10 protein-coding genes are annotated in these 12,749 nt (G+C 44.8%); 6 read left to right on the top strand and 4 right to left on the bottom strand.

Annotated elements, in window-relative coordinates; translation table 11 throughout:
- The first annotated feature begins 34 nt into the window (after positions 1-34).
- From dinG to wzz(fepE), 3 genes are all read left to right on the top strand, one after another.
- On the top strand, positions 35-2,224 hold the full coding sequence (gene dinG / locus M988_RS13135) for an ATP-dependent DNA helicase DinG (protein ID WP_064574500.1): 2,190 nt from the start codon (positions 35-37) through the stop codon (positions 2,222-2,224).
- Positions 2,225-2,314: 90 nt separating this feature from the next.
- Positions 2,315-3,229: a DNA-binding protein YbiB gene (gene ybiB / locus M988_RS13130; RefSeq protein ID WP_064574498.1), complete on the top strand. Its 915-nt coding sequence runs from the start codon at positions 2,315-2,317 to the stop codon at positions 3,227-3,229.
- A gap of 336 nt (positions 3,230-3,565) precedes the next feature.
- Entirely contained in the window at positions 3,566-4,717 is a 1,152-nt protein-coding gene (gene wzz(fepE) / locus M988_RS13125) for an LPS O-antigen length regulator Wzz(fepE) (protein WP_008812915.1), read from the top strand.
- 67 nt (positions 4,718-4,784) lie between these two features.
- Here the strand turns inward: wzz(fepE) and cycA are convergent, their stop codons facing one another.
- From cycA to M988_RS13105, 4 genes are all read right to left on the bottom strand, one after another.
- Positions 4,785-6,185 carry a D-serine/D-alanine/glycine transporter gene (gene cycA, locus M988_RS13120; protein WP_008812916.1) on the bottom strand — a complete coding sequence of 467 codons (1,401 nt, stop codon included), beginning with the start codon at positions 6,183-6,185 and terminating at the stop codon, positions 4,785-4,787.
- Positions 6,186-6,625: 440 nt separating this feature from the next.
- Positions 6,626-7,210: a bifunctional murein DD-endopeptidase/murein LD-carboxypeptidase gene (gene mepS, locus M988_RS13115; RefSeq protein WP_004096016.1), complete on the bottom strand. Its 585-nt coding sequence runs from the start codon at positions 7,208-7,210 to the stop codon at positions 6,626-6,628.
- 403 nt (positions 7,211-7,613) lie between these two features.
- Positions 7,614-8,315, bottom strand: coding sequence for a phosphatase PAP2 family protein (locus M988_RS13110; protein ID WP_064574496.1), 702 nt, complete (start codon positions 8,313-8,315; stop codon positions 7,614-7,616).
- Between the two features lie 35 nt (positions 8,316-8,350).
- On the bottom strand, positions 8,351-9,337 hold the full coding sequence (locus tag M988_RS13105; protein WP_008812918.1) for a CobW family GTP-binding protein: 987 nt from the start codon (positions 9,335-9,337) through the stop codon (positions 8,351-8,353).
- Between the two features lie 368 nt (positions 9,338-9,705).
- Between M988_RS13105 and M988_RS13100 the strand changes: the two genes are divergently transcribed.
- The 3 genes from M988_RS13100 to M988_RS13090 all read left to right on the top strand — a co-directional run bounded on the left by M988_RS13100 (position 9,706) and on the right by M988_RS13090 (position 12,706).
- Entirely contained in the window at positions 9,706-10,029 is a 324-nt protein-coding gene (locus M988_RS13100; RefSeq protein WP_008812919.1) for a hypothetical protein, read from the top strand.
- Positions 10,030-10,246: 217 nt separating this feature from the next.
- Positions 10,247-10,990, top strand: a complete 744-nt coding sequence (locus M988_RS13095; protein ID WP_008812920.1) for a GntR family transcriptional regulator — start codon at positions 10,247-10,249, stop codon at positions 10,988-10,990.
- Positions 10,991-11,173: 183 nt separating this feature from the next.
- Positions 11,174-12,706: an EAL domain-containing protein gene (locus M988_RS13090; protein WP_064574494.1), complete on the top strand. Its 1,533-nt coding sequence runs from the start codon at positions 11,174-11,176 to the stop codon at positions 12,704-12,706.
- Positions 12,707-12,749 lie beyond the last annotated feature (43 nt).

The raw sequence follows: 12,749 nt of genomic DNA, 5'->3' as shown, positions 1-12,749 counted from the left end.
AATACGCCCCTGTTCCTCTCTGCTTCGAGTATCAATGGCTCTCTCTTCCGCAACCAAAAATCAAATAACCCAGTGGTATAAAGCTCTTTCAGATCATATCCCTGATTTCATCCCGCGCCCACAGCAGCGGACGATGATAGCGGAAGTAGCAAAAACGCTAGCCGGTGATGACGCACGCCATTTAGTGATTGAAGCGCCGACGGGGGTGGGAAAAACGCTGTCATATCTCATTCCTGGCATCGCGATAAGTCGTGATCAAGAAAAGCCTTTAGTGGTGAGTACTGCTAACGTTGCCTTGCAAGATCAAATCTACAGCAAAGATTTACCTTTATTGCGTAAGATTATCCCTGACTTGAAGTTCACCGCTGCGTTTGGACGCGGCCGCTATATCTGCCCGCGCAATTTGGCTGCGATGGCGAGCGCCGAAGGTATGCAGGGCGATCTCAAACTGTTTATTGAAGATGATTTGCAACCAAGCACCGCTGAAGAAAAAGTGTTGTGTCAGAAGCTTAGTAAGCAATTGGCAGGCTATCGCTGGGATGGACTACGTGATCATCTCGATGAAAATATTGACGATAAATTGTGGGGAAAGTTAAGCACCGACCGTGCAAATTGTTTAGCGCGCAACTGCATGTACTTTCGTGAATGTCCTTTCTTTATCGCCAGACGTGAAATAGAAAGCGCTGACGTCGTGGTTGCCAATCATGCGCTGGTGATGGCCGCGCTGGAAAATGAATCTGTTCTGCCAAATGCCAAGGATTTATTACTGGTGCTGGATGAAGGCCATCATCTGCCCGATGTTGCCCGCGACGCATTAGAGATTGACGGTGAGATCACTGCCATATTTGTTAATAGCCAGATTGAAGGCATTGCGCGTCACATTGAGCAGTGTGGTGCGCAATACAGTCCAAAGAATCGGCCTAAACTTATGGATAGCGAGCGGTTGAAAGCGCACTGTGAAGAGATGCGACAGCTAACCACCGACTTTGATCGCATGGCTTCATCTTTACTTCCTGTAGGAAGCAGTGACCCTAACTATCGTTTTGAGATGGGGGTATTGCCAGAACCCATGGTGGATATTGCCGTGCGGCTTTATAAGCTAACCGATGGGCTCCGCGGTTTGGCTGAATTCATGATGAACGATTTACAGGAAAAAACCGGTAGTCACGACATTATGCGTTTGCATAAGGCTATTTTGCAGATGAGCCGTAGCTTCAGCTATTTGGAAGCCATGACCAAACTGTGGCGTTTGACAGCCATGGATAAAGCCTCAAACGCGCCTATTTCAAAATGGCTGACGCGCGATGTCTTCGATAATGTTCAGCATATTTATCTGCATTGTGTCGGAATCAGAGTGTGTGATCAGCTGGAGAAAATGCTTTGGCGAAAAATACCTCATGCCATTGTTACGTCGGCAACGCTACGATCTCTGAATAGTTTTAGTCGAATAAGCGAATTATCTGGGTTGAATGAGAAAGCTGGCGATCGTTTTGTCGCCTTAGATTCCCCGTTTAATCATCCTGAACAGGGGCGTCTTGTTATTCCACAAATGACGCTAGAGCCGGCGATGGCGCAGGAAGCCGAACATTTACGGCAGATGGCTCATTTTTTCCGACATGAATGGGAAAGCGGAAAACATACTGGCATGTTGGTGCTGTTTGCAAGTCAGAGAGCGATGCAGACTTTTCTCAGCTTTCTTCCGGCGTTACGGCTAGGTTTGCTGGTTCAAGGAGACCAACCGCGTTACCGGCTGGTAGAAGAGCATTGTCGACGTGTACGTAAGGGCCAGCAAAGTGCGCTGGTGGGATTACAATCCTTCGCTGAGGGATTAGATCTAAAAGGTGAGTTGCTGACGCAGGTACATATTCATAAAGTGGCGTTTCCCCCCATTGATAGCCCAGTCATCTTGACCGAAGGCGAATGGCTGAAGACCTTGAAACGTTATCCATTCGAAGTGCAAAGTTTGCCGGGAGCTTCGTTTACTCTGATTCAGCAAGTTGGTCGTTTGATCCGTAGCCACGAATGCAAAGGCGAAATTATTATTTATGACAGACGGTTACTGAGTAAAAGCTATGGCGCACGATTGTTAGGTGCTTTACCGGTGTTTCCTATTGAACAGCGAGCGATGCCCGAGGGCGATTTACCCGCGCTTCCGAAATCCGAATCGAGTAAAAAAACGAGCAATGCAACGCGCGCAAAGCGAAACGCACGGCGCCGAGGGTGAATATGCGAGGTATAATTGTCAGCGTGAATAATGCCACGTAGTATCCAATATATGATGTGAGTGTAAATTGGATGAGTACGAGGTGTTGCTGTGGACTATGCACAAATTATCAAAGAGGTTGGTCGCGGTAAAAATCATGCTCGCGATATCAGCCTGGAACAGGCAGAAGCACTATTTGATGCCATGTTGGCAGGAAAAATTCCTGAGTTAGAGCTCGGCGGTATTTTAATTGGGCTGCGCATTAAGGGCGAAGCTGAGCAGGAAATGCTTGGGTTTTATCGCTCGATGCAAAAGTGGGCTCCCAAGCTGGAGCTTCCTAAGGGAATGCCAATGCCGGTGGTGATTCCTAGCTATAATGGCGCGCGCAAGCAGGCAAATCTCACCCCGTTGTTAGCCATGTTGCTCGCAAGAGAAGGTGTACCCGTTTTAGTACATGGCGTCAGTGAAGATCCTAGCCGCGTCACCAGTGCTGAAATCTTCCGTGGGCTAGGTATTACAGCAACTCAGAATTTACAGAATATCGATTGGCATACGGGTAAACCGATATTTATCGGCGTAGAACATTTGTCTCCAGAAATGTACCAGATCCTTTCATTGCGGTGGCGTATGGGGGTGCGCAACAGTGCTCACACGCTGATTAAAATGATTAACCCCTTTGCCGGTGATGTATTACGCATTGCAAGCGTGTCTCATCCTGAATATATCCAACGGATGTCAGGACTATTCAATCAAACGAACTCAACGGCGTTGCTTTTGCATGGAACCGAAGGCGAAGCCTATGCTAATCCGCTACGTTGTCCCCAAATGCATTTATGCCGTAATGGTAATATCAGTACCGTGGTTACTCGGGAAATGGGGGAGGGAGACGCTCCTGAATTGGCAGAAGCGAAGAGTATTGAGTCAACAGTCAATTGGACTCAGCGTTGCTTACGTGGCGAAATCACTGTTCCTCGAAGTATACAACTTCAGGTTGAAGCTTGTTTACGCGTAATTAGTGTTAGTTAATTGTTGCTGAAAGTTTCTTGCGGATTCTCTATTTGTATACTAAGGCGCCTATTTATAGGCGTTTTTTCTATTATTGAACTTTGGATTAAGCTGTGTGAAATGAATAATGTTGTTGTCGCAAAACCCCATTTATTAGACTTATCAACCAAATACAATAATTATATTGGTTTTAAGTGCTGTTTTATTTTGATTTTTAGTTAAAAATCATTAATTATATTTAGTGCCAATATCTCTGATATCTATATTATTTTTTCTACTGTATTCTTTTTATTAGAATTATCCTAAGTTAGCATCCATTACATTCTACGCACGGATTTCAGATTATTTTTAAACAATATGGCTACTATACATCACACTGATATTGACCCTGTTTTAAAACGCCCTGATAACGATTTCCCCGCTCATTTTCAACGCAATGATGAAATTGACTTAATTGAATGGTTCCTTATTGTTTTAAAGTCAATTAAAACAGTTGTAATTATCACGCTATGTTTTGCTCTGCTCGGATATGGGGTTGCCAAGATTCTTCCGCAAAAGTGGACAAGTGATGCAGTCATTATCCCTCCACAGGGTGAAGAACTGACCTCTCTGGATGCGCTGAAACCCCAACTGTCTGTGCTGGGAATTGATTTTAACGTCGGTGAGAAAGAGCTTCTGAGTCTCTTTGTTCGAGACTTTGACTCACAGATTTTACGTCGAGAATATCTTGTTAAAACCGATTTTTACAAACGCCTCATTGAGAACGTTGATCCTAACGATGAATTAGCCAAGCGCCGCATTCTGGATGGTTTGGCGACAAAAGCGTTTGCGTCCTTCAGTAGTGAACTCAGCAAGACACCAAGTGAAACGGCTTATTCTTACTACAAGCTGTCGTTTACTGCAGATACCAGCGAAGATGCTCAGAAAACACTGCAGGGATATATTTCCGTCGTAAACGCCTCGGTAGAGAAGTTTATCGCCAGCAAAATTCAGCGTCAGATTGACCTGAGCCTGAGTAGTGAAGAAGCTAAATATGAAATGGCGCTTTCACGGCTAAAAAATGCGCAAGAAGTGAGCATTAATCGTTTGGGATATTCATTGTCAATTGCTGATGCTGCCGGCGTTAAACGTCCTCTTTACAGTAATGGTACCGCCATTAAGGATGATCCGGACTTCTCCATTGCTTTAGGATCTGATGGCTTAAAGCGTAAGTTAGAAATCGAGAAATCTATCAGCGATCTTGCTCAACTGAATTCCGGTTTGCAGGATAGTAAGTTAATTATCAATAAATTACGCGAGCTGAAATTAGCCGATGTTAACTTCACTGCTTATAAATATCTGATGATGCCCAACGAACCTGTGAAAAAAGATAGTCCAAAAACGGCGCTGATTGTGCTCTTGGCTACCTTGTTAGGTCTTATTGCTTCAGTCGGGTTAGTAACGGTACGCCACGTCGTGAAAAGTCACCGTGGAGGACAAGCGGTTAGAATGAAAGAGATCAACAGCTAGTCTGAAAGCGCTGATGAAAAACGGGCCGAATGGCCCGTTTTTTTATGCTGCTCATTGGCTGGCGAGATTAAGCTCCACGACGTTTACGAATAAACATCCATCCCATTCCTAAAATAATGAACCACAGCGGTGTCACCATCAGTGCCTGACGGGTATCGGCCTCTAGGGTTAACAACACAATCACGAACACAAAAAACGCTAAACAAACCCAGCACATCAATTTGCCCAATGGCATTTTGTAGATGGATTTCTCGTGTAGGTGAGGGCGCTGTTTACGATAAACCATGTACGAACACAGAATGATAGACCATACAAACATAAACAGGATGGCTGAAACCGTGGTGACCATCGTGAATACGGTAACGACGTTAGGGATCAGGTAAATAAGAACCACTCCACCGAGTAGGCAAATACAAGAAAAGGTTAAACCGGAAGAGGGCACCGCGCGTTTAGATAGCAATGCGAAGCGCTTAGGTGCAACGCCATCCTGCGCTAAACCATAAAGCATACGGCTGGTTGAAAATACGCCGCTGTTAGCGGAGGAGGCCGCTGAGGTTAATACGACGAAATTAATAATACTCGCAGCGGCAGGTAAGCCCGCCAACACGAATAATTCTACAAACGGGCTTTTATCGGGAACAACAGAGCTCCACGGGGTTACCGACATAATCATAATTAACGCAAAGACGTAGAACATGATGATGCGGATAGGTATAGAGTTGATGGCGCGGGGTAGGGATTTCTCTGGATCTTTGGTTTCAGCCGCCGTGGTTCCAACTAGCTCAATACCCACAAAAGCAAATACGGCAATCTGGAATCCCGCAAAAAATCCGCTTAAGCCTTTCGGGAACCAGCCTCCGTCATTCCATAAGTTACTAAAGGAAGCCACGCTACCAGTGGGGGATTCAAAGTGCATTAAAACCATGCCAAGGCCAATGAGGATTAATGCCACGATAGCGACGATTTTTATCATCGCGAACCAGAATTCCATTTCCCCGAACATTTTTACCGTTGCTAGGTTTAATCCCAGCAGCAATAGCACAACGGCAAGAGATGCGACCCAATCAGACAGACCAGGGAACCAGAACTGTGCGTAGGCCGTTATTGCAACAACGTCAGCAATTCCCGTCACTACCCAGCAGAACCAGTAAGTCCAGCCAGTGAAATAACCCGCCCAAGGCCCTAATAAATCGGCAGCAAAATCGCTGAAGGATTTGTATTCCAAGTTGGATAAAAGCAGCTCACCCATGGCTCGCATCACAAAGAACAGCATAAAGCCGATAATCATGTATACAAAAATGATCGAGGGGCCCGCTAAGCTGATCGTTTTGCCTGATCCCATAAACAGCCCCGTGCCGATGGCACCACCAATGGCAATGAGCTGGATATGACGGTTGGTGAGATTGCGCCGTAGGTGTTCTTCGCCTTTGGCTGGGCTCGTAGCCTCAATTTTTATCTGATCTACCATTAATGTCTCTTCCTTCTACCTGTCTGTCAGTTGTGTGCCTTGAGCTACGTCATTACGTATACATTTGTGCGTAGGACGATAGCGTATGGCATTAGGCTCTGGTGGCCTTTTAGATACATTGCGGAATAGAACGACTATTACGCAGGACATCAACGATATTAAGGAAGAAAATAGCAATTGAATACTAATAGATGAACGTAATGTTAATTATTTGTTTTTTTATAGATCTTGATCGGCAGTGAATTGTGAGGCATTTCAAATCTATTAAGATAAAACATCTGCTTGATCACAAAATCACCGTCACAATGGCGCAGTGTATAAGGCTATATGAAGGACATTATGAGTAGGGCGGAATAATTTGATGTTATCCAGACATAAAAAAACGCCACCGAAGTAGCGTTTTTATTGGGCATTCAGGACAAGGTGTTTGTGCGTCTGGACTAGCTATGTGCCGGGTTGGTCAACACTCGGCGAGCTTCGCGGTAGCGACCTTTCCAGTAGCTGTCGTTCAGGCTAGAGATCGTCACACCACTGCTGGTGGAAGCGTGAACAAATTGATCGTTGCCTAAGTAGATACCCACGTGGCGGCCTGTTGATCCCGCACGGAACAGAACTAAATCACCGATGCGTAACTTTGTACGTTGGATTTGACGGCCCGTATCTTGTTGTTCTGATGTTGAACGCGGCAGGTCTAAACCAAACTGTTCACGAAAGGTACGTTGAACAAAGGCGGAGCAGTCAATGCCGCGTTTGCTGTCGCCACCTAAACGGTAACGAACGCCTTTCCATGTTGCATATTGATCCATGATTTTGGATTTAATATCCACATTACGAACCATTGCTTCAAATTCATCCTGAGACGCTTGAAGTAAAAGACCATCTTTGTCTTTAACTGCATGAGTATCAGTTTGTGCGTAACGATCAGATGAAGAATGATTTGCACTACATGCCGACAGAAGTACTGCGGCGGCGATAGCAGGAGCTAATCGCAAGATATATCTCAGAATCGGTTGAGACTTGACCATTATTGAAGATTTTCCTTTTTGTCCTTAACGACGGAGTCGCTATCTAAGAATGCCATTCAAGAGACTAATAACAGGTTTCCCACATGACAATATTTACATATGAGAACTGTGTGTCAGAGCACACTTTTATCACTATTTTTCTCAAAAACTCAGAATCTATGCACAAACGCTGAAAGATTACCGGATCGAAACGGCTTTGGCGAGACTTTTTATCTATTTTATAGGATAAGACGCTACTGTAATAATATGTAATATTTGAAGATTATCAAAATAAGGGGAGATAATTAAGACAAAGGCGCAAGAGGGATAGATGGTATAGGAATTGTCTGAATGAGAACTTATGCAGTGCTGCTTTCCTCCCCCTTAAATGTGACATTTTATTTCGGGGGGAGGCCAAGAATCATTATGGTCGATATTTGCCGGGTAAATGCTTGTCTAACAGGTTGAGCAGTGCACCCGACGCTGGCGTTAACAACCACCAACTTAGCCCAACCAGCACCACACTGAGCGAGCCGACAGCAATATCGCTAAACCAGTGCGCACCAATCATTATGCGTGGCAGGATAAAAATAACGAAGATCCCTAATGCAATGATGAAAGAGCGCACGGTGAAATAGCGAAGCATAAATACGGCAAAAATGATGAGCATCATGCCATGGTCGCCGGGGAAGCTATCGCGAGAACTATCTTTGGTATTAATCCCCGTCAGCTCGCCGACTCGATTGATATTCTCAAAAAAGTGAGTTGGGCTAGCGCGTTGCACTGGCAGCAAATGACCCAGTTGATTGAGAATCACGGCAGTAAATAGGATCACAACGCCTAAAATAAGCATGCGTCTTTTCCCGTAACCATCGCGCTTCACGAAAAACGAAAGGTAAAGCAGTCCCATGCTCAGCAAGGCAATGGCGTCGAACGCACGATTATTGGTATAGGCCACCAAATATAAGAATGTACGATTGGTCGCGAGATGTTCGTTAAAAAAGAAGAAGATCGACGAGTCAATCGGGAACCAAAAACCGTGATTAGTGGGCAAATACCAAGATAGAAATAAAGCTATACCAAGGATATTAAACAAAATAATCCATGGTAGATTGCGACGAGCCATACGCTAAACCTAGACCTATTTAAGAATTCAAAAAATTACGATATTGCTTTAATTCGAGCTTTAAGAAGCGCGCTTTGTAACGTATTCCAGTCCGTTTCCGCGTCATGTATGAGTTCTACACGACTGTCTAACGGCGAACCTTGACGAGTTTCGATATGAAAATCATCACCTTGACGATTTACAATCAAAGTACCTTCAGGAATGCGCAGCGTTCCTTTCACACGTATCACTGGAGCTAACCGAACCCATTCGAGCACAGCCACGGTATCAAAGATTGTTTCTGCACTGAAAACCCATCCACAGCTGAAATATCCCTGTCCTTGATTAAGAGAACGACGCCAGTTTTGTCCATCAGGCAAACGTAAGGCAGCAATACCCGATGATGGCGCTTTACTGTGATGGTGGTGCTTTGCATTAGGCAATTCAGCCAGATTTTCACGTGCGCTATTTAGCAAGGCGACCTCAATTTGGCCTTGCTCTGCCGTAACAATCTTTCGCCCTTTGCCTGATTCCTGTACCCAGCGCGCCAGTTGCTCTCGGTCATGGTCACTGTACACATCTTGCTTGTTTGCCACGATGATATCGGCAGCAGCAAGCTGATCGCGGAAGTTTTCATTGCCGGTGTACTTTTCATCGCTGAGTTGGCGAGCATCAAGAATGCACAACGTCGCATTTAGCTCAAGCCACGCTTGATAGACATCCGACATCAGTAGATTAAGAATCTGCTTAGGGTGGCCTAAGCCCGTGGGCTCTATCAACAGCCGATCGGGTTTTGCCTGTTGCAGCAGCATGTTCAGACCAACCTGCATTGGCAATCCGTTGACGCAACACATGCAGCCACCAGGGATCTCTTTAAGCACTGCACCTGTATCCGCTAATAGGGAGCCGTCGATACCGATTTCGCCAAACTCATTAACCAGAACCGCCCATTTTTCGTTTTCGGGTTTGTTGGCTAATAAGTGTCGCAAAGTGGTCGTTTTACCACTGCCTAAAAATCCGGTGATGAGATTTACTTTCGTCATTTAATACCCCGATTCAACCACTTTACGGCTGCAATTTTACCATATTTCCCCATTTTCTCAGGATGGAGAAAGTGCTGTCATGCTAAACAAAAGTTAAACGAAAATAAAACCTGATCAGGTCTATTTCGGTTTTGGTTAGCGTGTAGACCTATCCATTTTCTTTATTTAATGCTGATAGTTTTCTCTATCACGTGGTTACCTACCGTAATTCAATGAGTGTACATATATTCCTAAGGATTCTTTTTAGGCTGCCGTTGGTTTTTTCATCGGCTGCTATCTTTAAAACACCATCGGTTCATGTGAGTGCGATCTTCGGTGGAGTGATGACTAGCTAGCAGCAATTTGTGTGGGAAATTAATGAGGTGGCCATGAAAATTTCTCGGTTATCGATGTTTTTCGCTGTCGGCTTGGGATTGCCTTTATTTGTTAGTGTTGTAACTCCGGTTCATGCGGTAAGTACTGGCGTCATTCATTTTGTTGGCGTGATTGTTGAAGATGGATGCGACGTTGCATTAGAGAAAAATCATGTAAAAACACGCTGTGAACGCAATGGAAAAGAGGAGAGCTTGAGTCGACCTATTAGCCAGATTAGTACCAGACCTTCTGAACTTCCGGTCTCTGTTGGAACCAGCCAATTAAAATGGATTAATGAAAGCCACACGTTGGGTGTGCTTACCATTAACTATCACTGACAACGACTCTGTATCAGAAATAACCCATCTTTAATTTGGCGTAGATAAGGCAGACTTATCTACGCCTTTCTATTCGTGCGTTTTCGCTTAGGTGATTTCTTTGCTGTGATACAATCAGACCAAATCGTCATAGTGTTCCTATCATTTGAGTATTTGGTCTGGCCAATTATGGTGTTAATTTATCCTCATCAGCGTTTACGGTAGAGAAGGTAGCAGCATGAGATTGTATCAAGAAGTCGGAAATACTCTGCGTAATCTGATCGCGCAAGGTGCGTATCCTATTGGGGAGCGGCTCCCCCCAGAGCGCGATATTGCTGAACAATTTAGTGTCAGCCGCAGCGTGGTGCGTGAGGCACTTATCATGCTGGAATTGGAAAAGCTGATTGATGTACGTAAAGGTTCTGGTGTGTATGTTGTGGCTCTACCGCAGAGCCAGCGTCGCGCTGCTGTGACAGATCTTGATGAAAATACGTATGGACCTTTTGAATTGTTACAAGCAAGACAGTTGCTTGAGAGTGAGATAGCCGCTTTTGCGGCTGTGCAGGCCACCAAGGCTGATATCATGAAAATGCGCAAAGCGATTGAACAAGAACGCCAATCACTGTCGCTAGGCACAGTAGATGAAAGTGCCGATGAGCTCTTTCACTGTCTGCTTGCTCAATCAACCCAAAACAGCGTGTTAGCCAGTATGGTGCACGATGCTTGGCAAGCGAGAAAACATAATCCGATGTGGAGTGGCTTGCATGTTCATACCAGCGACTTTAGCTATCGTTGGAACTGGCTAGACGATCATCAAAAAATTCTACATGCCGTACTACGCCGTGATGCAAAGTCGGCAAAACAAGCCATGTGGCAGCACTTGGAAAATGTAAAAACAAAATTGTTGGAGATTTCCGATCCTGAAGATCCAAGTTTTGATGGATTTTTATTTGAATCAACGCCTGTGTTACCCAATGAGTGATCTTATACTGTAACTATTGGCATGGTATTACCGTGATTTTCCCCTGCGCAATGCCAATGATTTAATGTTTTTTTCTTATAAAATTGTGTACCAGATAACCATACCCAACAATAAATGGCTATTTATGGCAGTTTATCGACATAATGAGCAGAACACTCATCATGAGTTGCTGGTAACTGATATATGACTCAACTTTTTCGCACGGTTAACTTTCGACCTGTAGCTCGACTGCTTGTCTCTCTACTGGTTGCAACTCTGATCCTTATTATTGCCGTAATGACTATTTCTTGGCAGATTTCACGAGGCATGGAGCGGGATATTGCACAGCGGCTGCAACGTGCTGTAGCGCAATTTGACGCGACGCTACAGAATGCTGAAATCGCGGCGAACGCCGTGCGTGGCTACCTTGGAAAAGAGTGTTCGACTGAAACGCAAAATGCGTTGCGCTACCAAGTCACGGTGGTTCCTGATATCCGTACGGTCAATCTGGCTACGGGCAATAATGTATATTGCTCTTCGCTTGCAGGTAAATATTCGACGGCGGTAAATACCCCTAAATATGTGGGGGGGATGTTGTTGATGCTCAATGGTAATCCCGTCACGCCTAACCGTTCGCTTATCGCGTTTCGTAAATCCTATGGCGAACATAGCGTATTAGTGGGCATCGATGGGTATTATCTTAAAAATGTTCTAGAGCTGCTTAAGTCACCAACAGAAATCCATCTTTTGGTAGGTACAAGTTGGATGGACAGCTCTGGGCATGTCTCTAATGACAAATTCCAGCCCCACGGAACCAGTTATTTTCAGACATCGAAGCATTTCCCTTATTCAGTGGCAACAGAAATTCCTTATTCCACGCATTGGGAGTATGTGTGGGAATACTCGTCGGGTAGTATTATTTTATTCCCTCTGTTGGCTATTTTATTAGGGGTTATAACCTACCGCACTATGGGCCGCGTTAACTCGCCGTTATCAGAGCTAAGAAGCGCGCTGAAAAACCACGAATTTATTCCTTATATCCAGCCTGTTGTGAGCTGTGAAAATAATGATTTGACTGGATGCGAAGTATTAATGCGCTGGCGCCATCCACAAATGGGAATGATCGCACCTAACCAGTTTATTCCATTGGCCGAGGACTCCGGTTTGATTGTGCCTATGACTCGCGATTTAATGGCGCAGGTGAGAGACTACTTTGCCCCCTTAGCTGAGCAGTTGCCATATAATTTCCATTTTGGAATTAACATCAGCGCTAGCCATTTCAAAGATCTTAGCCTCGTCGACGATTGTCGCTTGTTTATCAACGCGTTTGAAGGCTATAAAATTCAGCTTGTGCTGGAGCTTACGGAACGTCAGCTCATTGTCCCCAGTGAACTCACTCATCGCATATTCCACGAGCTCCATGAACTTGGCGTTAGGATTGCGCTAGATGACTTTGGTACAGGCCATTCTAGTTTGGCTTATCTGAGAGAATTCCAAATAGATATCCTTAAAATCGACCAAAGCTTTATCCGCATGATTGGCTCTGACGCGCTATCAGGTCATATTGTAGATAATGTGATTGATTTGGCTAAGCGTTTGCAGTTGGTCACTGTTGCTGAAGGTGTGGAAACATCAGAGCAGGCAGAGCATCTTAAAAAATACCATATCGATTACCTGCAAGGATATTTGTTTGGCCGGCCAGAGGATCAGAAAACCTTTAGTGATAAATGGTTATAGCGAAATGCTTTGGTAGGAATTGGCTATCCTAAACAGGATAGCC

Source organism: Hafnia paralvei ATCC 29927 (assembly GCF_001655005.1).
Taxonomy (GTDB): Bacteria; Pseudomonadota; Gammaproteobacteria; order Enterobacterales; family Enterobacteriaceae; genus Hafnia; species Hafnia paralvei.
The sequence above is the reverse complement of the archived record's forward strand: the minus strand, read 5'-3'. Positions and strand labels throughout refer to the sequence as shown.

Excerpts from the sequence above, each read along its gene's own strand:
- cycA (WP_008812916.1), bottom strand. The coding sequence starts at position 6,185 with ATGGTAGATCAGATAAAAATTGAGGCTACGAGCCCAGCCAAAGGCGAA.
- M988_RS13100 (WP_008812919.1), top strand. The coding sequence starts at position 9,706 with ATGAAAATTTCTCGGTTATCGATGTTTTTCGCTGTCGGCTTGGGATTG.
- M988_RS13095 (WP_008812920.1), top strand. The coding sequence starts at position 10,247 with ATGAGATTGTATCAAGAAGTCGGAAATACTCTGCGTAATCTGATCGCG.
- M988_RS13090 (WP_064574494.1), top strand. The coding sequence starts at position 11,174 with ATGACTCAACTTTTTCGCACGGTTAACTTTCGACCTGTAGCTCGACTG.
- M988_RS13105 (WP_008812918.1), bottom strand. The coding sequence starts at position 9,337 with ATGACGAAAGTAAATCTCATCACCGGATTTTTAGGCAGTGGTAAAACG.
- mepS (WP_004096016.1), bottom strand. The coding sequence starts at position 7,210 with ATGGTCAAGTCTCAACCGATTCTGAGATATATCTTGCGATTAGCTCCT.
- dinG (WP_064574500.1), top strand. The coding sequence starts at position 35 with ATGGCTCTCTCTTCCGCAACCAAAAATCAAATAACCCAGTGGTATAAA.
- M988_RS13110 (WP_064574496.1), bottom strand. The coding sequence starts at position 8,315 with ATGGCTCGTCGCAATCTACCATGGATTATTTTGTTTAATATCCTTGGT.